The sequence below is a fragment of the Accumulibacter sp. genome, from assembly GCF_036625275.1.
Taxonomy (GTDB): Bacteria; Pseudomonadota; Gammaproteobacteria; order Burkholderiales; family Rhodocyclaceae; genus Accumulibacter.
On sequence record NZ_JAZKUD010000007.1, the window covers coordinates 67,707 to 87,458 of the forward strand.

The window sequence follows — 19,752 nt, forward strand, 5'->3', positions numbered from 1 at the left end:
TGGGGCAAGGTGGAAAAACCGTGCATTATAGTGGGCTGATGCTTCGCTGGGCAATCTGTTTCGTCTGATCGCCCTGATCCAAATCAGTGCAGGACGATCGGTCGCGCCGCACCAGCGCAGTACGCGTCGAGCAGCGCGTCGATCGATTCTTCGTCACGCTCGTTGTCGGGAATATCGTCTATGGCCTTGCGCAAATCACGGGCCACTGAACCCTGAACGAAGAGGCTGCGGCTGGCCGCCTTGTCCACCAGCTCGAAACCCTGCTGCACCGGGTAGGCAACGATCGCGTACTGCTGACTGTTATAGACGATGTTCATGTAGGTGTACTCCTTTCCAGGTGGACGGGAACGATGCAATGCCCCGAGGGCTTGCACGGGCCTTGCAAACGCTCTTCTTCAGAGACAACCATTAGCAAGCTTCGTGCCATCCAACATTCTTCTCGGCGGTGTCAAAACGCATGATGCCATTGTCACAGGCGACGCGAATCTTGTCGCCGGCAACAAAACGTCCCTCGAGAATCGCTTTGGCCAGGGGATCCTCAAGCTGTGACTGGATCGCACGCTTCAACGGGCGAGCGCCATAGACTGCGTCGAAACCGGCTGTCGCCAGTTCTGACAGGGCGCTGTCGGCCACTTCCAGCTTCAGTTCGAGTTGCGCCAGACGCTGCTCGAGGTAAGCGAGCTGAATTCTGGCGATCGACTTGATATGCTGCTCTTCGAGCGCATGAAAAACCACCACCTCATCGATTCGGTTGATGAACTCGGGCCGGAAATAGCTCTTGACTTCACCCATCACCGCCAGCTTGATCAACTGGTAATCGTCACCCGCCATCTGTTGAATCATTTGACTACCGAGATTCGAGGTCATCACCACCACGGTATTCTTGAAGTCGACGGTCCGGCCGTGTCCATCGGTCATGCGGCCGTCGTCGAGAACCTGCAGCAGAACATTGAAGACATCCTGGTGCGCCTTTTCGACTTCGTCGAGGAGAATCACCGAATAGGGTTTGCGCCGGACGGCTTCGGTCAGATAACCGCCCTCCTCGTAGCCGACGTAACCCGGCGGCGCACCAATCAACCGGGACACCGAGTGCTTCTCCATGAATTCGCTCATATCGACGCGAATCAGGTGCTCCTCGGAATCGAAGAGGAAACCGGCCAGCGCCTTGCACAGTTCGGTCTTGCCGACTCCGGTCGGACCGAGAAAGAGGAATGAGCCGTACGGCCGATTGGGATCCGCCAGGCCGGCACGCGAGCGGCGGATGGCATTGGCCACCAGACGCACTGCCTCATCCTGACCGACGACACGCTGGTGCAGGCGCTCTTCCATTTTCAGGAGCTTCTCGCGTTCGCCCTGCATCATCTTCGAGACGGGAATTCCCGTCGCACGCGAGACCACCTCGGCGATTTCCTCGGTGCCGACTTCGGTACGCAACAGCTTGTTGTGCTGACCGCCCTCGCCCGATTTCTCGGCGACCGTCAGTTGCGCCTCAAGCTGCGGCAGCTTGCCGTACTGGATTTCGGCAACCTTGTCCCATTTGTTGTCGCGCTGCAATTGCGCCAGTTCCAGCTTGAGCTTGTCGATCTCCTCCTTGATGTGCGCACTGCCCTGCACTTGGGCTTTTTCGGCTTTCCAGATTTCGTCGAGGTCGTTGTATTCGCGTTCAAGCTTGAGCAGTTCTTCCTCGATCAGGTGCATGCGCTTCTTCGACGCTTCATCACGTTCCTTGCGCACCGCTTCGCGCTCGATCTTGAGCTGGATCATGCGCCGGTCGAGCCTGTCCATCGCCTCCGGCTTGGAATCGATCTCCATCTTGATTCGCGCCGCAGCTTCGTCGATCAGGTCGATCGCCTTGTCCGGCAGGAAACGGTCGGTAATGTAGCGGTGCGACAATTCGGAGGCAGCGACGAGCGCCGGATCGGTGATATCGACGCCATGGTGCAGCTCGTATTTTTCGCGCAGGCCGCGCAGGATGGCGATCGTCGACTCGACCGTCGGCTCGTCGATCAGCACCTTCTGGAAACGGCGTTCAAGCGCGGCATCCTTTTCAATGTATTTGCGGTACTCGTCGAGTGTCGTTGCGCCAAGGCAGTGCAATTCGCCACGTGCCAGCGCCGGCTTGAGCATGTTGCCGGCGTCGATCGCGCCTTCCGCCTTGCCGGCGCCGACCATGGTATGCAGCTCGTCGATGAAAACGATGATGCGCCCTTCTTCCTGGGCAATTTCCTTGAGCACCGCTTTCAGCCGCTCCTCGAATTCGCCGCGATACTTGGCTCCGGCCAGCAGCGCCGCCATGTCGAGACTGAGCACCTGTTTGTTCTTGAGCGTTTCCGGCACTTCGCCATTGACGATACGCTGCGCAAGCCCTTCGACGATCGCGGTCTTGCCGACGCCCGGCTCGCCAATCAGCACCGGATTGTTCTTGGTACGCCGTTGCAGAATCTGGATGGCCCGGCGGATTTCGTCATCGCGACCGATCACCGGGTCGAGCTTGCCCTGGCGGGCGCGATCGGTGAGGTCGATGCAGTACCTGCTCAGCGACTGGCGTTGCCCTTCGGCTTCCTGGGAATCCACCCCCTGCCCGCCACGCACCGAAGCCACCGCCTGTTCCAGCGACTGCTTGACCAGTCCGTGCTGTTTCGCCAGTCGACCGCATTCACCCTTGTCGTCACAGAGGGCAAGCAGGAACATCTCCGAAGCGATGAATTGGTCACCGCGTTTCTGGGCTTCCTTGTCGGTGAGGTTCAGCAGATTGGTCAGGTCACGACCGACCTGCACCTCACCGCCATGCCCCTGCACTTTTGGCAGACGACTGAGCGCCTGCGCCAGTGCCGCCTTGAGCGCCTGCACATTGACCCCAGCGCGGGCCAGCAGGGACGAAGTCGAACCGTCTTCCTGCTGCAATAGCGCCAGCAGCAGATGCTGCGGCTCGATGATCTGATTGTCGTGTCCGACCGCAAGGCTTTGCGCATCGGCCAGCGCCTGCTGGAACTTGGTGGTCAGTTTATCCAAACGCATGCTGAAATCCTCGGCAGAAGTATGTTGATGCCCGGCAAATGGGGACGGAGCGCATGAATTCAAGGATCTTTAGGTTTTGTGGCACGCGCCGGCCCGGAGGTTCGGCAGGACGGATCAACCGATCTTGTCGGCAGGGATGGCAAAGTCATGCAGTTCCCGATGCAGGAGAACTGCCGGAGCGTTGACGCGCGGGCACTGGCGGCGACTGCCGAACGGCCTGAAACCCAACAGACGCTGATAGTAGCGGGCGTGGCGCGGATTGACTTCGATCACGACGTCACTGGCGGCAAAGAACTGCTTTCCGTAGGAATGGGCCGACTGAAGCAAGGAGAACAGCAAATCCGGCGAACGGAAATCCGGGTCTATGGCCAACCTCGTCACTTCACAGAGAACCCGGTCGGGACAGCGCAGGCGGCTCAGCTCCGATGCGTAAAGACCGTCCGCCAGCAGACCGGCAGGAGAATCGCGACCCAGGGTCAGTGTCGCCATGACTTCCCCGTTGTGCCAGGCCGCGAGCGTCAGCCGATTCGGGTCGTCCACCTGCCACCCGAGCGATTCGGTGTCGTAACCGCGCCAGGCATACATCCGGCGCACCAGCATGCTGGCCATGCCGTGCTCGTGCGGCGTTCGTGCCAGGCGGGTGTCGTAGCCAGCACGACCCGGCACGAGTGTTCCCGAGAGTCGATCAGGCTGCACTCGCCGGCACGCAGCACCGACCAGACAGCGGTTCGATCCGTCCGGTGCAAGAAGCTTTTCGGGAAAACTCATGGCGCCGATGGTCATTGGCCTAACGGTCATGACCTTTCCAGATAACCCTGATCATGAAAGTCATGGCCTTCCCTCTTCCCCGACCCATCCCCCGCAAATGGGGGGAGATTTGTGAGTCGCTAATGCGACTTTCAAAGCAAGACACTTCGATCCGACCAGGCTAATTCTGGGAAAGCAGGAACGATATTCGTGCCAGGATGGATTTCGTAGACGGGGCCTTGATGATTCTTGCCGGTTGAACGGCCGGCGACGGCTGAACGGGCGCTCTCGCAACGGGAGGGAGTTGAACGGCAGATGAATTCTGGGCAAGCTCTCTGGCGGCAGAGGCGATGCCGTCAGGTGTGAGCGCAACGGGCCGGGGGGTAGAACCGAGAACCGGATAAGCCTCACGGCGGGTAATCGGCTCGCTCGGGCGGCAGACCTTGGGTTTCTTGAACACGGCTTTTCCTTTTGGGCAGGGTGACGGGGCTGACCTCCAGAGAACAGAAGCGATATTCGTGCCAGAACACGTTTTCAAAATAAAACCGTTGCTTACGTCGGATTCTTGAATCATCGGTCTAACTTTGACCCGGAACATGTCGGGAAAAAGAGACAAGCTCACCGGGCTTTATCGAGAAAGCCTGCACGGACAAGGAGTTGCCTTGTCGTCAGCCAGCGACAAGCCTGGCAAGGCATTGATCCAGTGGGCATGACGGTTCCGAGTTGCGGTTTCTGCCGGCCTGCTCGATGGCAACTTGTTGCGCAAGCGCTCTTGCCGGCGGTGTAAACTGGCAGCCTGCTTCGCACTCGAGAAGCCCGGCGGCACGCCACCCATTGCCCTGGGCGGTTGATCCTGGCGTGGCATCGACTTTCGTCGCGCCGGGTGCTGGATACCGATCGGCGCTGCCGGCATTTTCGTCGTGTCCTGCACGAAGCAGGCCCATCGCTGTTGCTCCACCATTGCCCGGAGAAGGCCTTTGCCGTGATTCGCATCTCGTTCCGCCAGAGCATGCTGGCCGGATTCCTGTTGATTGCCCTGGTCCTGAGCTGGGCAGCCGTCAGCAGCTGGTTACTGCTGGAGCAGTTTGTTCAGCAAAGCCGGCAACACGGCGAACACGCTTTGCAACTCAGTGCCTCGCTCCAGGAACTCGCTGACCGGACGGTCGGACTCGAACGCAGCGCGCGGCAGTTCACGGTCCTCAACGAACCTGTCTTGCTCGAGCGCTTTGACGAGAATGTCGCCCATGCCCTGACCGCCATAAAACGTCTGGACTCGATTCCCGCAGCGAGTTTGGGGACGCTCCCTGGCGACTGGCGTCAGGCTGTCGAACGGCTCAGCCAGGAACTTCACCAATCCGCACCACACGCCGAATTGCTCCCTTTTCTGAATCGCCTTGCCGAACTCAACAGAGCGCTCGAGCATGCCGGCCAGCGCTGGATGGACCAGCAGAATGCCGGGCTTCTGGCGGAACTGGAACAGGGCCGCCGGAGACTCACCGAGCTGGTGGCCACGGCGGTCGTCGGAGCGTTTCTGGTCGCCCTGGCGATGAACTGGTGGCTGTCCCGACCAATCGGCAGTATCGAACGAGCGATCGAACGACTTGGGGAGAGTCGCTTCGACGAACCGGTGATGGTTCCCGGTCCGGCCGATCTCAGAAGGGTTGGGCGTCGCCTGGACTGGCTGAGACAGCGCCTGGACCAACTGGAATCCGAGCGCGAGCGGACCTTGCGACAGGTCTCGCATGAACTGAAAACACCGCTGACGGCCCTGCGGGAAGGCATCGCCCTGCTGCAGGAACAGGTGCTGGGGCCCCTTGACGGGTCGCAGCAGGAAGTGGTCGATATCCTGCAGCACAATGTGATGGGTCTCCAGGGGCATATCGAAAGCCTGCTGCGGCTCAATGCGGCGTCCTTCGAGGCTCGTCGCGCATGCTTTCGGCCGCTGCCGCTGCAACAACTGCTGGCTGATGTCGTACAGGGACGGGACCTGCAGATTCAGGCACGGCAACTGACGGTGCTCTGCAACGCGCCAGCAGTCACACGGGAACTCGACGCCGAGAAGTTGTTGGTCGTTCTCGATAACCTGCTCTCGAACGCGATCGATTTCAGCCCTCAAGCCGGCATCATCCGCCTGGAAGCGGCAGTCCTCGGCAAGATCGTCCGTATCGCCTGTATCGACCAGGGACCCGGGGTAGCCAGCGACGATGCCGAAAAGATATTCCAACCCTTCGTCCAGGGGTCCCGCGCCTCACCGACTCCACGCCAGGGCAGCGGCGTTGGCTTGTCGATTGTCCGCGAACTGATGACCGCGATGGGCGGGCGGGTGATGCTGCGGCCCGCTGACGGGAAGGCGCCTGGAGCACATTTCTGGATCGAGGTGCCGTGTGAATTGTCAGCTTGAGGAGACGACTCCATGAAGGCCTACGGCATGCACAGCGGCTGGCCAGGGCTGCTCGCCGTTCTACTGCTCAGTGGCTGCACCACCTCACCGGCACCGCCGCAGGAAGCGCTGCCGACCGCCGCCGTGGCCCAGACCGAGGAAGCGGAAGCGGCGATCTTGCCGCTACTGGGCTATCTCCCACTGCTCCAGCGCATGTCGCCACCGCAACTGCTGAGGGAACGCGCGACACTGACAGTGACCCCTCCCACCCCGATCACTCAGCTCCGCTTGGCCCTGCTCCTGGGACAGCCACGCGCTGTGCAGGATCTCGTCCGGGCACTAAGCTTGCTGGAAGCTGTGCTGAAAAGCAGCGACCCGGCGGCGACCAGTCTGCACCCACTAGCCCGTGTGTTGGCCAGTCAATACCAGGAACGGCTGAAACTGGCGACACAGAACGAGAAACTCCTCCAGCAGTTGAAGGAAAGCCAGCACCGCAACGGTGAGCTCCAGGAGAAACTCGATGCCCTGAGCGATATCGAGCGCTCGCTGCCCGTTCGTCCCAGCAGCGGAAAGAAACCGCCCGGAGCCCCGCGATGAACCCCGTTCCCAAACCCCATGCCGCCCATGTTCTGCTCATCGACGATGACCCGGACCTGCTGCGACTGCTCTCGATGCGTCTGCATGTCCAAGGCTTACGGATATCCACCGCAGCCTCTGCCGAGGAAGGTCTGGCACGCATTGCCGTCGAACCCCCGCAACTGGTGATCAGCGATATCCGTCTGCCAGGCAAGAATGGGCTGGCCCTGTTCGATGAGATCCGCGCCACCCGACCGACCCTGCCAGTGATCCTGCTGACCGCCCACGGAACGATTCCCGACGCGGTGCAGGCGATGTCACAAGGTGTCTTCGGCTATCTGACCAAGCCCTTCGACAGCAAGCACCTGCTCGAAAAGATTGCACAAGCGCTGCAACTCTCGGGCGCCGGTGCAGAACACGAAACAGGCAAAGACGAGGCCTGGCGTGAGGGCATTGTCTTTCGCAGCAGCCGCATGGCCGAGTTGATCGAGGAAGCCCGGGTGGTGGCCGCTTCGGACGCCAGCGTCCTGATTCGCGGTGAAAGCGGTACCGGCAAGGAAGTTCTGGCCCGCGCGATCCACCGCGCCAGCGCACGTGCCAAGGCCCCTTTCGTGGCCATCAACTGTGGCGCGATTCCCGAGCAACTGCTCGAGTCGGAACTGTTCGGCCATGTGCGTGGGGCGTTCACCGGAGCCACCGCCACGCACCCCGGCCTGTTTCAGTCCGCCAACGGCGGGACGCTGTTCCTCGACGAGATCGGCGACATGCCTCTGGCGCTGCAGGTCAAGCTCCTGCGGGTGTTGCAGGAGCGAGCCGTGCGGCCGGTGGGCGCCACGCGTGCCGAGCCTGTCGACGTGCGGGTACTTTCCGCCACCCACCGCGACCTTGAAGCCGCCATGTCCGAAGGCCAGTTTCGCGAGGATCTGTACTACCGCCTCGACGTTGTCACCATGACACTGCCGCGCCTCGATGAGCGGCGCGAGGACATCCCGCTCCTGGCGACCTGTTTCGTGCAGCAACTGGCCAGAAAATACGACAAGCCCATCGCCGGCATCGCCCCGGAGGCCCTCGAGGCCTTGGTCAGTGCGGCCTGGCCGGGCAACGTCCGCCAGCTTTACAACGTGGTCGAACAGTCTTGCGCTCTGGCCACCACGCCGCTGATTCCATTGGCTCTGATCCAGCGCGCCCTGCGCGTCCCGACCATGGAGGCTCTGTCCTACGCCGAGGCGAAGCAGCGCTTCGAACGGAACTATCTGGTGCAACTGCTGAAACTGACCGACGGCAACGTCGCCGACGCGGCCCGCATCGCCGACCGCAACCGTACCGAGTTCTACCGTCTGCTGCAGAAGCACGAGCTTACGCCGGCGATGTTCCGCGGCCTGCCCGGCCACCTGTAAAACTGTCGAGAGTTCGAGCAAGCTCCAGATTTTCGACAGGAGGAAGAGGAGTCACCCCCCGACAGATTGCTCAGGCAATCATAGCAGTGCGCTGTCGCTTGACTTGAAGTTTTAGCCCCGTATAATGCGCACTTCCTTGGAGTCGTCAGTCATGTCGATTTCAATGAAGGCGCGTAGCTCAGCTGGTTAGAGCACCACCTTGACATGGTGGGGGTCGTTGGTTCGAGTCCAATCGCGCCTACCAAGCGCATTCTGAGTGCTGCTTTGGCATTTCGCGGATGTCCTTGGGAAAAGTATTCAATCGCAAGAACTCATGAACCAGCCGCCTACAGGCGGCTTTTTTGTTGACTGCCGGCGGGTCGCGTGCGCACCAGACGGGAAGAAAAGTCATCGCTGGCCTGACTGCGCCTGGATATGATCCTGCTGCATGTCCAGCAATCGAGACTTTGCCGCTGCCTGGCCGTGCGACCATCGCTTCCAGGCTATGCCGCTGACGCGCGATGCGCTAACATGAACCGCTGAAGCCAGAAGCTAGGCGGATGGCTGCCGCGCCATCCGTATAGGCGGCCCGAGGTCGAACCAGCGTCCTCAAGCGCTTTCCCTGATCGGTGGTCGAACAGAAACTGAAGGAGAGATGAACATGGACGAGCTTGCCGGACGAGGTGACGCAGAAACCGAGGCGATGCTGTTGTCCGCCCCGTCGGAACAATACATGTCGCCCGAGCAACTGGCTTTTTTCCGTCGGCGACTACTCGAAGAAGAACAGGTCTTACTCTCGGCAGTGAAAAAAACGGCTGACCACCTTCAGGAGAGCGCAACCAGTTCCGACTGGAACGATCGTGCCAGTGCCGAGGAAGAGCACACTCTCGAGCTGCGCGTCCGAGACCGCGAGAGAAAGCTGCTCCAGAAAATTCGCGAAGCCCTGAGACGGATTGATGAAGGCAACTACGGCTGGTGCGAGGAAACCGGCGAGCCGATCGGCATTCCCCGGCTGCTGGCGCGACCAACGGCTGCCCTCTGCCTCGAAGCCCAGGAGCGACGTGAACTGGTGAAGCGCCGTTTCGGCTGATTTCCGATGCCACAGATCACTGCCAACAATCTTCAGATCGAATACGAATCCTTCGGCGCCGAATCGGCGCCGGTGATCCTGCTGATCATGGGACTGGGCGCGCAATTGGGGCGCTGGAACACCGAACTCTGTGAGGCACTCGTCGCCCGTCACTATCGCGTGCTCCGCTTTGACAACCGGGATTGTGGTCTGTCCAGCAAACTCGACGCCGCCGGCATTCCGGAAGTGGGCCGGGCACTGCGCACCGGCACACCGTTGGTCGCACCCTACACGCTTGAGGACATGGCGGCGGACAGCGTCGGCCTGCTCGATGCACTAGGGATCGAAAAGGCGCATATCGTGGGTGCGTCGATGGGCGGCGCGATCGCGCAGATTGTCGCGGCACGCTATCCGCAGCGCACCCTGTCGCTGACCAGCCTCATGTCCACCAGCAGCCATCCCGACCTGCCGCCACCGACGCGCGAGGCTGCACAGGCGTTGATGGCCCCCCTGCCGCCGACGCGTGACAAGGAAGCGCTGATCGAAGATGCCCTCCGACGCCAGCTGGCTGTCGCCAGCCCCGATTTCCCGAGCTGTCCGGAGCGTTTGCGGCAAGTACTCACCGAAGAGCATGCGCGCGGTTTCCACCCGCCTGGAGTGGCGCGGCAATTGGCTGCCTTTCTGGCCAGTGGTGACCGGCGCGCGCTGCTGGCAACGATCAAGGCGCCCACACTGGTCCTGCACGGCGCCGACGATCCGCTGATCCCGGTTGCCTGTGGCTACGACGTGGCAGCGCACATCCCGGGAGCCAAGATCCGGGTGATCGAAGGACTGGCTCATGACCTCCCGCTGGCACTCACCGAGGTGTTTGCCGATGCGATTGCCAGCGTGGCACAAGCGGCAGAACACTGATCGATCCCCCCATCCATGCTCACATTCTCCTCTGCGGCCGCTCTGTAGAGGGGGTTGTAGCGTGCTTGCGGACGTCCCGGCACAGTGACCAGTGAACGCCATTCTCGCACCCGAACCGCTGATTTTTGTCGACCTGGAAACCAGCGGCGCCAATTTGGCGAACGACCGGATCATTGAAGTCGGCCTGATCGAAGTCGACGCGAATGGCGCACAGGAATGGAGCGTCCTGGTCAATCCCGAAATCCCGCTTTCCTCTTTCATCACCGGGCTCACCGGCATCGATGACGCCATGCTCTGCTCTGCCCCCACGTTTCGGCAACTTGCCCCGGCTCTGCTCGACCGGCTGCGCGGACGCTTGCTGATCGCGCACAATGCCCGCTTCGACTACGGCTTCCTGAAAAGCGAGTTCGCACGGCTCGGCGTGGATTTTCGGGCATCCAGCCTGTGTACGGTCAAGCTCTCACGCAAGCTGTTTCCCGAGTACCACCGTCACAGCCTCGACATCCTGATGATGCGGCATGGCCTCAGCGTTGCGGGTGCTCGTCACCGTGCGCTAGCCGACGCGCGCGCGCTCTGGGACCTGTGGCAGTGCTGGTATCGGCAACTGCCCGCCGCGACCATCGCAAGTGCGGTCGCGGCGATTGTCGGTCGCCCCGAGTTGCCACCGCAAATCGATGCTGCGCTGATCGATGACCTGCCCGAAGCGGCAGGTGCTTATGCATTTTACGGCAGGGACGGGCACCTGCTGCTGAGCAGACGCAGCAGCAATCTCCGCCAGCAGGTCCTGGCACATTTCACGCCGGACAAACGCGACACGACCCTGATCCGCGACACCTGGCAGGTCGAGTGGCGTGCTGCAGCCGGCGAGTTCGGCGCGCACCTGCGCCAACTCGAACTCGCCCGCTCAGTGCCAGAGTCTCACCCGACGGTCGGAAGTCACGCTGTGCCGCGACATGCCGCGGCCAATGAACTCTGTTCGTGGCAACTCCGGCAACACGCTCAGGGCGATTTTCGGCCGCAACTCGTTTTTGCGGAAGACATCGATTTTGCGCTGGCCGACGATCTGTTCGGCCTGTACCCGACTCGTCGCGAAGCGCTGCGCAGCTTGCGCACGCTCGCCGACGCACACCGCCTGTGCCACCGGCAGCTCGGGCTTGAAGAAACGGAACCAGGGGAAGCCTGCACCTCCTACCGGCAGAAGAACTGCCGCGGCGTCTGCATCGGCAAGGAAAGCGCCGGGTTGCACAGCGCCCGCCTGCTGACCGGGCTGGCCAAGTTCAAAGTCAAGGCCTGGCCTTACCAGGGAGCAGTGGTGCTGATCGAGCGAGATGAATTCGGCATGCGCGAGGAACTGCATCTGATCGATCGCTGGCGCTGGCTGGGCACGCTGCACAGCGAAGAAGCCCTGCAGGCGTGCCTGGCCGATGGCCCGACTGCAAGCCGCTTCGACCCCGATATCTACCGGCTCATCCACAAGGCTCTGCAGGCGGGCAAACTGCGCGTGCGTCCCTGCCCCGGATTCTCACTTTGAGCGCTCGACAGCCTCCGGATTGCCGGGATGTCCACCGGCCTTGCGCAAGAGGTCGGCGATGTCGGTATTCTCGGTCTTCAGCGCCCAGTCGATGGCCGTCGCACCCCGTTCGTTGGCAAGATTCGGGTCGGCGTTGTTCTGCAGCAGGAGTTCGACGACCTCGAGATGTCCAAAGCGAGCGGCAAACAGCAGCGCCGTCGAACCATTGGCGGTCGTTGCATTGACCTCGGCACCCTTCTTGAGCAGATAGTCGACCACTGCCGCATGGCCGTTGAAAGACGCGTAGATCAGTGGGGGCCAGCCGTACAGGTTGACGTCTGCACCCGCTTCAACCAGACGTTTGACGAACGGCAGTTTGCCCTGGTAGGCCGCCAGGCTCAGCGCGGTCTCACCGTTGCGGTTGCGGGTATTGATGCGGGCGCGACGCTTGAGCAGATAATCGAAGAAATCCAGGTTACCCCGCTGGACGGTCTGCATCAGCAGCGTATTGCCCAAGGCATCGACCGAATTGACATCCATGCCACGGTTGATCAACTGAATCGCCCAAGGCGTGTCACCGGAAATCAGAGCCTCCTCCATGTCTTCATACGCCCCGGCCGTGGCCAAGGCGGGAAGCAGCAAGGCAAACAACAACGCAATCATTTTCATTGAGGGACTTTCGTACGGGCATCAGGAAAAAGTCGGAAAAAATTGTGGGTGGTGGCGTCGACCAGGTCCTGGTAGCTCAGGCCACGCAGTTTCGCGATCTCTTCGGCAACGTGTTTCACATAGGCAGGCTGGTTGGTCTTGCCCCGATACGGTACCGGCGCGAGATAGGGGGAGTCGGTTTCAACCAACAGACGGTCAAGTGGCACACGCCCTGCTACCTCCCGCACCGTCAGCGCATTCTTGAAAGTGACGATGCCGGACATGGAAATGTAGAAACCCTGATCAAGCGCCGCTTCGGCGACCTGCCAGGTTTCAGTGAAGCAGTGCATCACCCCGCCGGCCTCGCCGGCCTCTTCTTCCTTCATCACTTGCAGAGTATCGGCGGCCGCCTCCCGCGTATGGATCACCAGCGGTTTGCCAGCAACGCGGGCGGCGCGAATGTGCGTACGGAAACGCGCTCGCTGCCACTCCGGAGCATCCTTGTGCCAGTAGTAATCCAGCCCGGTCTCACCGATGGCGATGATGCGCGGATGGCGAGCCAGTTCCACGAGTTCGTCAAGCGTTGGTTCGCGAACCCCGGTGTTCTCGGGATGAACGCCGACCGACGCCAGAATCGTTGGCCAGGCCTCGGCCAGGGCCAGCACCCGCGGCAGGTCTTCGAGCGTGACGCCGATGCACACTGCACAGCCCACACCATTCTCGTGCATCGATTCAAGCACCTGCCCGATATGGGCAGACAACTTCGGAAAATCGAGGTGGCAGTGGGAATCGACCAGCATCCCCATCAGACGGTATGGGTCGGGCGACCGGACTGCATCACGCCGCCGAGCAGTCCTTCGATGCGTCTGCGCGCCTCGATGCCACTTTCGTCGTTCTTGAAGTGCACCCCAATCCCCTGAACCTTGTTGTTATGCGCGCCGACCGGAGTGATCCAGACGACTGTACCGGCGATCGGCAATTTGGCCGGGTCCTCCATCAGAGACAACAGCATGAACACCTCATCGCCCATGCCATAGTTGCGATTGGTCGGAATGAAGATTCCACCGTTACGCAGAAGCGGCATGTACGCCGCGTACAACGCCGACTTCGAGTTAATGTTCAGCGACAATACGCTCGGGCGCGGCGCTGCGGAGGCCACTGGCTTGCTGGAGTTTGCGTCTGCCATATCCTTCTCAGGAGGTTCGGAACAGCCGTGCGTAACTCAGGAAAAATTCTTCGAGAAACAGGCGGCTGTTCAAAGGTTGCTCGCATTGGGCCTTGTATTGTATCGCCTTTCGGTGCAATGCCAAGAGCTTGCGAAGGTCGGTGGTTTGCGCCAGACCTTGCAGCAGCGGCGTCTGCCCCAGGAAATAGCGTGGCGGCAGACCCTCGCTCGCCAGACTGAGGTCGAACAGCCACTTCTGCGCCCAGTCGACAACGCGTTTCAAAGGTGCCGGGCGTTTCTCGGCCTTGACCAGCTTGTCGAGGCTGGCGGCAGCGGCCAAAGGGTCGAGTCCCTGGCCCAGCGAAACCTGCGCGAGCAGTGAATCGAGCAGCACGCGCTCGCCACTGCTGCTCAGTGCCAGCGCCAGCAGCGGCGAACCGCCAGCCAGCGCCAGCCAGCTTCCGGCATCGCTGACCCCTGCATCACGCAGCCATTGCCCGGCAACATCATGCGCCGGGCTGCGCACGGGCATCATCTGACAGCGGCTACGGATCGTCGGCAGCAGGCGGTAAGATTCGCTGGAAACCAGGAGGAACAGGGTCGCAGCAATCGGTTCCTCCAGTGACTTGAGAAGCGCATTCGCGGTCGGGCGATTCATGGCCTCGGCCGGGTTGAGCAACACCACGCGCACGCCATGGCGGTGCGTACCGACATGCAGGAACTCATCGAGTTCCCGCACTTGATCGATCGTGATCTGCTGGCTGGGCTTCTTCTTGCCCGTCTCTTCGCCCTCCCCGGCTTCAGCCACCGCGTCGGCAACGAGCGCACTCGGCTGCAACAGGCGCAGATCCGGGTGGTTGCCTTGCGCCAGCCAGCCGCAGGCCAGGCATTTGCCGCAAGCCTTGCCGGAAGCAGCGAGGTCTTCGCAGAGCAGTGATTCAGCAAAAGCGCGAGCCAGCTCGAACTTGCCGATTCCCCGCTGACCGGCAATCAGCAGCGCGTGCGGCAGTTGCGCCCGCCGCGCGCGAAGTTGTTGCCAGACTGCTGAATGCAATTCGATGATATTCATAAACAGTATCTTGTAATCGTTTCCTGAATCAGTTTCCGGATCACCTCCGGAGCCTGGGCAGCGTCGATGACCTGCATGCGCTGTGGTGCTGCAGCCGCACGTTCCAGATAGGCTTGGCGCACGCGTTCATGAAAATCCGCCCGCTCCTGTTCAAAACGGTCAAGTTCGCGTCCCTGGGCAGCAATGCGCTGGCCAGCGATGGCCGATGGCACATCGAACAGCAGGGTCAGATCCGGCTGCAGATGGGGATGCACCCACTGTTCGAGCTGCGCGAATTTGAGCCTGTCGAGGCCACGTCCGCCACTTTGGTAAGCGTAAGTGGCGTCGCTGAAACGGTCGCAGATTACCCAGTCGCCGCGTTCGAGGGCCGGTTCGATGACCCGTTCGAGATGCTCGCGGCGAGCCGCAAACATCAGCAGCGCTTCCGTCTCAAGGTGCATCGCCTGGTGCAGCAGCAGTTCCCGGAGTTTCTCGCCAAGCGGCGTCCCTCCCGGTTCCCGGGTGGTCAGCACCGTCCGGCCATGGTGACCGAGAAAGGCCGCGGCGTCGGCCAGATGACTGCTCTTGCCGGCGCCGTCAATACCTTCGAAGGTGATCAATCTGCCGCGCGGTTTGTACTCACCCTGGCTCAAGGCTTGCCCCCTCTCTGATAGCGCGTTACCGCCTGGTTGTGTTCGGGCAGCGTATTTGAAAAATGGCTCGTGCCATCGCCACGGGCAACGAAATACAGCGCGTCGCTGAGTGCCGGGTGCAGTGTCGCGTGCAAGGCGGCCAGACCAGGCATGGCGATCGGTGTCGGCGGCAGACCAGCGCGTTTGTAGGTATTGTAGGGCGTATCGGCCAGCAGGTCGCTTTTGCGCAGGTTGCCGTCGAAGTTGTCGCCCAGGCCATAGATCACGGTCGGGTCGGTCTGCAGGAGCATTCCCTGGCGTAGACGGTTGACGAATACCGCGGCCACCAGCGAGCGATCCTGGTCGCGCCCGGTCTCCTTTTCGACGATCGAAGCCATGATCAAGGCCTGGTAGGGATCACGATAAGGCAGACCGACTGCCCGCGCGGACCATTCGCGTGCCAGATGCCGCTGCATTGCGCGGTAGGCGCGCGCCAGCAGTTCGACATCGCTGCTTCGTTTGGCAAAAAGATAGGTGTCGGGAAAAAAGAGCCCCTCGGCGGCCGTCTCCGATACCCCCAGCAGGCGCATGATCTCGGCTTCGGGAAGGCCGGTGGTTTCATGGCGGAGTTCCGGATGCGCGTCGAGGCGCTCGCGCATTTGCCGGAAGGTCCACCCTTCGATGAAGGCCAGTTCCGCCTGCGTGAAGTCGCCACGGGTCAGTTTCCTCAACAGCTGCAGTGGCGTCACGCCGTGGGTGATTTCGTAACTGCCGGCCTTGATCGAAGCTTCGACGCCGAGCATCCTGGCGAGCAGGATCAGCGCCCAGGAATCGAGTTCGACACCGGCCGCGGCGATCTCACGGGTCGCGGTGCGCAGGCTGCTGCCGGGCGTGATCGTGAAATCGACCGTCGTACGTTCCAGACTGATCGGCGTCAGCAGCACGCTGGCGAACAGCGCGCTCAGCAGCACGCAGACCACGACAAGAAAAACGAACAAGCGACTGAGAACTTTGCGCATCAATCCTGCGCAACCGGCAGGCTGCGGGGCGGGAACGAGGGAATCGACTTGGAGTGGCCCTATAATAGCCGAAACGCCCTGCCCTGAACCGGACTCGCGGGTTCCGGATCGCCGCCCGCGGGTGAGGACCGCAGGCCAGGGGCATTGACGGTCACGATTTGATGGAAATGAGGCAACAATGAACTTGATCTGGCAGGACATTCTGGGAGCTTCCGGCGCACACCTCGAAAACGGTTTCGTCTGCGATTTCGGCGATGCCGCCGCAGAGCTGGCGGCTGCCGCTACGACGACCATCGTTGCGCCCCTGAGCCACCTCGGCGTAATCAGGGTCAGCGGCCCTGAAGCGGCCTCTTTTCTGCATCATCAATTGACCAGCGACGTCAAGCATCTCGCCAGCGACGCGGCACAGCATTCGGCCTGGTGCTCGGCCAAGGGGCGGATGCTCGCCAGCTTCCTGATTTTCCGCATCGGCTCCGACTATCAGTTGCAACTGTCTGCCGATCTGCTGCCGGCGATCCACAAGCGTCTGCAGATGTTCGTTCTACGCAGCAAGGTGACCATCAGTGATTTGTCCGTGGCTTGCGTACTGATCGGTGTCTCCGGTCCGCAGGCCGAAGCGGTACTGCAAACCGTCCTGCTACCAGTTCCCGCCAATCCCTTGAACACCGCCGTTTTCGCGGCTGGAGCCGTTGTCCGCCTCGATGGCCGCCGTTTCGAAATTCTCGTCAATCGCGACGCCGCCCCGACGCTATGGCTGAAACTGCTCACCCAGGCCCGACCGGTGGGCACCGCCGTCTGGCAATGGCTGGATATTGAGGCCGGTGTGCCGCTGATCAGCGAGCGCACCAAAGAGGAGTTCGTTCCGCAAATGGCCGATTTCGAACAGCTTGGAGCGATCAGCTTCCACAAGGGCTGCTATCCCGGCCAGGAAATCGTCGCCCGCACGCAATACCTCGGCAAAGTCAAACGCCACCTCTACCGCGCCCACTCGACCACGCCGATGGCCACCGGCGATGCGATTTTCTCACCGGCCAGTCCCCAGCACCATTGCGGCATGATCGCCAACGCCGCACCGGCGCCGTCGGGCGGCTACGATGCCCTGGCGATCGTTCAGGAGAACTTCGTCGGCGCCGGGAATCTGGAACTCGGCGCTCCGGGTGGCCCACACCTTGACCTGCAACCCGTGCATCGCTCTGTCACCACGCCTTGAGTGCAGGCCACGATGTGCCTGATCGTCCTCGCCTGGCAAGCGCACCCCGACTATCCTCTGGTCGTCGCCGCCAACCGCGACGAGTTCTTCGCTCGCCCTGCGGCACCCGCCGCTTTCTGGCAGGAAGCCCCACAGGTGCTCGCCGGGCGCGACCTCGAGGCCGGCGGCACCTGGCTGGGAGTCAGTCGTGCGCAGCGTTTTGCCGCCCTGACCAACTACCGTGAAGGCGGCAAACCAGACCCCGCTGCGCGTTCGCGCGGTGCGCTGGTGGCCGATTTCCTGACCGGCAACGCCAGTTCGTCGGCGTACCTGGCCAGGGTCGCGGCCGCCGCCGCCGACTACAATGGCTTCAACCTGTTCGTTGGCGACGAGCAGCACCTCGGCTATTTCAGCAACCGTGGCGACGACCAGCCGCGCTGGCTCGAGCCGGGCCTCTACGGCCTCTCCAACCACCTCCTCGACACCCCCTGGCCAAAGCTTGCCAGTGCCAAGGCAACCTTTGCTGCGGCCCTCTCCGGACTGCCGGCACCAGCGCCGTTCTTTACGCTGCTCGCCGACCAGGAAATCGTCCCCGACGTCCACCTGCCCGAAACCGGCGTGCCGCTCGCATGGGAGCGCATCCTCTCGGCAGTTTTCGTTCGCTCCGAAAACTACGGCACGCGCGCCTCGACGCTGCTCAGCAGGCACCGCGACGGGCAGACCACGCTGATCGAGCGCAGTTTCGATGTCGACGCCCGGGCTACCGGCGAGGTCTGTGAGCGCTTTCAGTCCTCGCTGATATCGACCGGCGTGTAGGGCGGCACCAGATCGAACAGTTCGACCATGTCGGCGTTGCGCATGCGAATGCAACCGATCGATCCGGGGCGGCCCATCGGCGTCGTGTCCGGGCTGCCGTGGATATAGACGTAACGGCGCATGGTATCGACCCGACCCAGCCGGTTTCGACCGGGTTCGCAGCCGGATAACCAGAGAATGCGTGTGAGAATCCAGTCGCGCTGCGGAAACCGTTCGGCGAGTTCCTGGCCATAGATCTCGCCAGTTGGCCGACGGGCAGCAAAGACGGTGTTCACCGCTTCACCGGCACCAATCTTGGCGCGGATCAGGTGCCTGCCGCGCGGCGTGCAGAAGCTGCCCGCGACTTCGCCTGGGCCATTCTTTGCGGTGGATACCGGATAGCAGCGCAGCACCTGCCCGGAGTCGTCCGAGAGGGTCAGTGTCTGTCGTCTGATGGAGATCTGGATGTGCATGCTCACTCGCGGCTGCGCCGCGCTGCAAAAAAACCGGACAGCAACTGCCCGCATTCGTCGGCCAGAACACCACCGACAACCGCCGTGTGATGATTGAGACGCGGTACTGCAAAGAGATCGACGACACTACCATGCACACCGGTCTTGGGATCGCGCGCGCCGTAGATCAACCGGGCAATGCGTGCCTGCAACACCGCGCCGCCACACATCGCGCAAGGTTCGAGCGTCACGAACAGTTCGCAGCCAGGCAGACGGTAGTTGTGCAGATTGCGCGCAGCATCGCGTAGGGCCGCGATTTCGGCGTGCGCCGTTGGATCGTGTTCGCCGATCGGTGAATTGAAACCGCGGCCAACAATGACCCCATCACGAACCACCAGCGCGCCAACCGGGACTTCGCCGAGGCATTCGGCAGCGCGCGCCAGGGAGATCGCCTCGCGCATGAAAAATTCGTCGTTCATCGATGGCATTCTACTGCAGCACAGAAGCAGGCTGCAGCGAATACCCCGGCCTGAAACGTACTACCTTACCTGACGAAAGGAAGCGTTGGTATCCAGCGACCTCTGAACGTACTGCTGCGACACCTTCACCACTTTCAAATCAATTCCATCAGAGAACCGCAGTGTGCGTGTGCAGGCTCTCTTGCTTCATCATCAGCTCCTGAGCCACTTGCGCAGCATGTGATCGAGGACGATGAAAAGGATCATGCAAGCCATGAGCGCGAAGCTGGCGTTGGCAAACCCGTCGAAAAACTGGGGCGATGTAACCGGCGCTGCTTCCTTGATCGAGTAATGATACGACGCGCCTGCAGCCGAAAGACTACGTTCTGCCACCTGTCCGTAGGCTTCCTGGATATTGGCCGCCGCCAGTTTCATGGTCTCGGTTCCGCCAGGAGTTTCGATCGTCGCGATATAGGTTTTCATGGTTTCCTCAGACTCTCAACGCACACCATACATGGCATCAGAAGTGGCTATTGTTGTGCCATACGATCGGCATCAATTCAACAAGGCCTTGCTGCCCTCTCATACGAGAGCCATGTTTCAGCTGTGGGAAGGAAACCAAGTACCCGCACGAATGTGCCGGGAGCGAGGTAACCCAGCCACCCTCCCGTCGTTCCGGGTTAGGGTCTGCAGCTTTGCGTCCGGGGCTTTCACCCCGTTTGCCATTTGTCTCGTGAAGCCATTATAGGTCTGGACCG

Annotated in this window: 20 protein-coding genes, 1 tRNA gene and 1 riboswitch; of the genes, 9 read left to right on the forward strand and 12 right to left on the reverse strand. The window is 61.6% G+C overall.

From position 1 onward, the window contains the following. Window positions 1-83 precede the first annotated feature (83 nt). The 3 genes from V5B39_RS05305 to V5B39_RS05315 form a co-directional block, all read right to left on the reverse strand. On the reverse strand, window positions 84-317 hold the full coding sequence (locus V5B39_RS05305) for a DUF3567 family protein (protein WP_332341880.1): 234 nt from the start codon (window positions 315-317) through the stop codon (window positions 84-86). A 91-nt stretch (window positions 318-408) separates the two neighbouring features. Beyond that, window positions 409-3,018 carry an ATP-dependent chaperone ClpB gene (gene clpB, locus V5B39_RS05310; protein ID WP_332341881.1) on the reverse strand — a complete coding sequence of 870 codons (2,610 nt, stop codon included), beginning with the start codon at window positions 3,016-3,018 and terminating at the stop codon, window positions 409-411. Between the two features lie 114 nt (window positions 3,019-3,132). After that, window positions 3,133-3,816 (reverse strand): N-acyl amino acid synthase FeeM domain-containing protein, encoded by a 684-nt coding sequence (locus tag V5B39_RS05315; protein ID WP_332341882.1) that lies wholly within the window; start codon window positions 3,814-3,816, stop codon window positions 3,133-3,135. 832 nt (window positions 3,817-4,648) lie between these two features. Between V5B39_RS05315 and V5B39_RS05320 the strand changes: the two genes are divergently transcribed. The 7 genes from V5B39_RS05320 to V5B39_RS05350 all read left to right on the forward strand — a co-directional run bounded on the left by V5B39_RS05320 (window position 4,649) and on the right by V5B39_RS05350 (window position 11,609). Next, complete coding sequence (locus tag V5B39_RS05320) at window positions 4,649-6,166, forward strand: sensor histidine kinase (RefSeq protein WP_332341883.1); 1,518 nt, start codon at window positions 4,649-4,651, stop codon at window positions 6,164-6,166. A gap of 12 nt (window positions 6,167-6,178) precedes the next feature. Then, window positions 6,179-6,742 carry a permease gene (locus tag V5B39_RS05325; RefSeq protein WP_332341884.1) on the forward strand — a complete coding sequence of 188 codons (564 nt, stop codon included), beginning with the start codon at window positions 6,179-6,181 and terminating at the stop codon, window positions 6,740-6,742. Then, entirely contained in the window at window positions 6,739-8,118 is a 1,380-nt protein-coding gene (locus V5B39_RS05330) for a sigma 54-interacting transcriptional regulator (RefSeq protein WP_332341885.1), read from the forward strand. Before V5B39_RS05325 ends, V5B39_RS05330 begins: the two co-directional genes overlap by 4 nt. 167 nt (window positions 8,119-8,285) lie before the next feature. Next, window positions 8,286-8,362, forward strand: a tRNA-Val gene (locus V5B39_RS05335). 396 nt (window positions 8,363-8,758) lie between these two features. After that, entirely contained in the window at window positions 8,759-9,187 is a 429-nt protein-coding gene (gene dksA, locus V5B39_RS05340; protein WP_434735651.1) for an RNA polymerase-binding protein DksA, read from the forward strand. A 6-nt stretch (window positions 9,188-9,193) separates the two neighbouring features. Next, window positions 9,194-10,078 (forward strand): alpha/beta fold hydrolase, encoded by an 885-nt coding sequence (locus tag V5B39_RS05345; protein ID WP_332341887.1) that lies wholly within the window; start codon window positions 9,194-9,196, stop codon window positions 10,076-10,078. Between the two features lie 91 nt (window positions 10,079-10,169). Further along, window positions 10,170-11,609 carry a 3'-5' exonuclease family protein gene (locus V5B39_RS05350; protein WP_332341888.1) on the forward strand — a complete coding sequence of 480 codons (1,440 nt, stop codon included), beginning with the start codon at window positions 10,170-10,172 and terminating at the stop codon, window positions 11,607-11,609. On the opposite strand, the gene V5B39_RS05355 is transcribed toward V5B39_RS05350, so the two are convergent. The 6 genes from V5B39_RS05355 to mltG are packed head-to-tail and all read right to left on the reverse strand — an operon-like array spanning window position 11,601 to window position 16,100. Then, on the reverse strand, window positions 11,601-12,257 hold the full coding sequence (locus tag V5B39_RS05355) for an ankyrin repeat domain-containing protein (protein WP_332341889.1): 657 nt from the start codon (window positions 12,255-12,257) through the stop codon (window positions 11,601-11,603). The genes V5B39_RS05350 and V5B39_RS05355 overlap by 9 nt on opposite strands. Then, on the reverse strand, window positions 12,254-13,036 hold the full coding sequence (locus tag V5B39_RS05360) for a TatD family hydrolase (RefSeq protein WP_332341890.1): 783 nt from the start codon (window positions 13,034-13,036) through the stop codon (window positions 12,254-12,256). Before V5B39_RS05360 ends, V5B39_RS05355 begins: the two co-directional genes overlap by 4 nt. Window positions 13,037-13,041: 5 nt before the next feature. Then, window positions 13,042-13,422: a PilZ domain-containing protein gene (locus V5B39_RS05365; RefSeq protein WP_332341891.1), complete on the reverse strand. Its 381-nt coding sequence runs from the start codon at window positions 13,420-13,422 to the stop codon at window positions 13,042-13,044. Window positions 13,423-13,429: 7 nt separating this feature from the next. Then, the gene (gene holB, locus V5B39_RS05370) at window positions 13,430-14,470 is read right to left on the reverse strand and encodes a DNA polymerase III subunit delta' (RefSeq protein WP_332341892.1); all 1,041 of its coding nucleotides are present in this window, start codon (window positions 14,468-14,470) and stop codon (window positions 13,430-13,432) included. Continuing rightward, entirely contained in the window at window positions 14,467-15,102 is a 636-nt protein-coding gene (gene tmk / locus V5B39_RS05375) for a dTMP kinase (protein ID WP_332341893.1), read from the reverse strand. Before tmk ends, holB begins: the two co-directional genes overlap by 4 nt. Beyond that, window positions 15,099-16,100 carry an endolytic transglycosylase MltG gene (mltG, locus tag V5B39_RS05380; RefSeq protein WP_332341894.1) on the reverse strand — a complete coding sequence of 334 codons (1,002 nt, stop codon included), beginning with the start codon at window positions 16,098-16,100 and terminating at the stop codon, window positions 15,099-15,101. The genes tmk and mltG overlap by 4 nt, the downstream gene beginning before the upstream one ends. Window positions 16,101-16,278: 178 nt before the next feature. Between mltG and V5B39_RS05385 the strand changes: the two genes are divergently transcribed. Together V5B39_RS05385 and V5B39_RS05390 are read left to right on the forward strand one after the other, a co-directional pair. Then, window positions 16,279-17,310 carry a YgfZ/GcvT domain-containing protein gene (locus tag V5B39_RS05385; RefSeq protein ID WP_332341895.1) on the forward strand — a complete coding sequence of 344 codons (1,032 nt, stop codon included), beginning with the start codon at window positions 16,279-16,281 and terminating at the stop codon, window positions 17,308-17,310. A 12-nt stretch (window positions 17,311-17,322) separates the two neighbouring features. Then, window positions 17,323-18,105 carry an NRDE family protein gene (locus tag V5B39_RS05390; RefSeq protein ID WP_332341896.1) on the forward strand — a complete coding sequence of 261 codons (783 nt, stop codon included), beginning with the start codon at window positions 17,323-17,325 and terminating at the stop codon, window positions 18,103-18,105. Here the strand turns inward: V5B39_RS05390 and V5B39_RS05395 are convergent. From V5B39_RS05395 to V5B39_RS05405, 3 genes are all read right to left on the reverse strand, one after another. After that, window positions 18,075-18,557, reverse strand: a complete 483-nt coding sequence (locus tag V5B39_RS05395) for a L,D-transpeptidase (protein WP_332341897.1) — start codon at window positions 18,555-18,557, stop codon at window positions 18,075-18,077. The genes V5B39_RS05390 and V5B39_RS05395 overlap by 31 nt on opposite strands. A gap of 2 nt (window positions 18,558-18,559) precedes the next feature. Further along, complete coding sequence (tadA, locus tag V5B39_RS05400) at window positions 18,560-19,015, reverse strand: tRNA adenosine(34) deaminase TadA (RefSeq protein WP_332341898.1); 456 nt, start codon at window positions 19,013-19,015, stop codon at window positions 18,560-18,562. Window positions 19,016-19,207: 192 nt separating this feature from the next. Then, window positions 19,208-19,477, reverse strand: a complete 270-nt coding sequence (locus V5B39_RS05405; protein ID WP_332341899.1) for a hypothetical protein — start codon at window positions 19,475-19,477, stop codon at window positions 19,208-19,210. 163 nt (window positions 19,478-19,640) lie between these two features. Next, window positions 19,641-19,728: riboswitch (cyclic di-GMP riboswitch) on the reverse strand. Window positions 19,729-19,752 lie beyond the last annotated feature (24 nt).

Coding starts and splice junctions, on each gene's coding strand:
- dksA (WP_434735651.1), top strand. CDS start 8,759: ATGGACGAGCTTGCCGGACGAGGTGACGCAGAAACCGAGGCGATGCTG.
- V5B39_RS05345 (WP_332341887.1), top strand. CDS start 9,194: ATGCCACAGATCACTGCCAACAATCTTCAGATCGAATACGAATCCTTC.
- V5B39_RS05405 (WP_332341899.1), bottom strand. CDS start 19,477: ATGAAAACCTATATCGCGACGATCGAAACTCCTGGCGGAACCGAGACC.
- V5B39_RS05315 (WP_332341882.1), bottom strand. CDS start 3,816: ATGACCGTTAGGCCAATGACCATCGGCGCCATGAGTTTTCCCGAAAAG.
- clpB (WP_332341881.1), bottom strand. CDS start 3,018: ATGCGTTTGGATAAACTGACCACCAAGTTCCAGCAGGCGCTGGCCGAT.
- V5B39_RS05385 (WP_332341895.1), top strand. CDS start 16,279: ATGAACTTGATCTGGCAGGACATTCTGGGAGCTTCCGGCGCACACCTC.
- mltG (WP_332341894.1), bottom strand. CDS start 16,100: ATGCGCAAAGTTCTCAGTCGCTTGTTCGTTTTTCTTGTCGTGGTCTGC.
- V5B39_RS05325 (WP_332341884.1), top strand. CDS start 6,179: ATGAAGGCCTACGGCATGCACAGCGGCTGGCCAGGGCTGCTCGCCGTT.
- V5B39_RS05395 (WP_332341897.1), bottom strand. CDS start 18,557: ATGCACATCCAGATCTCCATCAGACGACAGACACTGACCCTCTCGGAC.
- V5B39_RS05330 (WP_332341885.1), top strand. CDS start 6,739: ATGAACCCCGTTCCCAAACCCCATGCCGCCCATGTTCTGCTCATCGAC.
- V5B39_RS05390 (WP_332341896.1), top strand. CDS start 17,323: ATGTGCCTGATCGTCCTCGCCTGGCAAGCGCACCCCGACTATCCTCTG.
- V5B39_RS05305 (WP_332341880.1), bottom strand. CDS start 317: ATGAACATCGTCTATAACAGTCAGCAGTACGCGATCGTTGCCTACCCG.
- holB (WP_332341892.1), bottom strand. CDS start 14,470: ATGAATATCATCGAATTGCATTCAGCAGTCTGGCAACAACTTCGCGCG.
- V5B39_RS05355 (WP_332341889.1), bottom strand. CDS start 12,257: ATGAAAATGATTGCGTTGTTGTTTGCCTTGCTGCTTCCCGCCTTGGCC.
- tadA (WP_332341898.1), bottom strand. CDS start 19,015: ATGAACGACGAATTTTTCATGCGCGAGGCGATCTCCCTGGCGCGCGCT.
- V5B39_RS05365 (WP_332341891.1), bottom strand. CDS start 13,422: ATGGCAGACGCAAACTCCAGCAAGCCAGTGGCCTCCGCAGCGCCGCGC.
- V5B39_RS05360 (WP_332341890.1), bottom strand. CDS start 13,036: ATGCTGGTCGATTCCCACTGCCACCTCGATTTTCCGAAGTTGTCTGCC.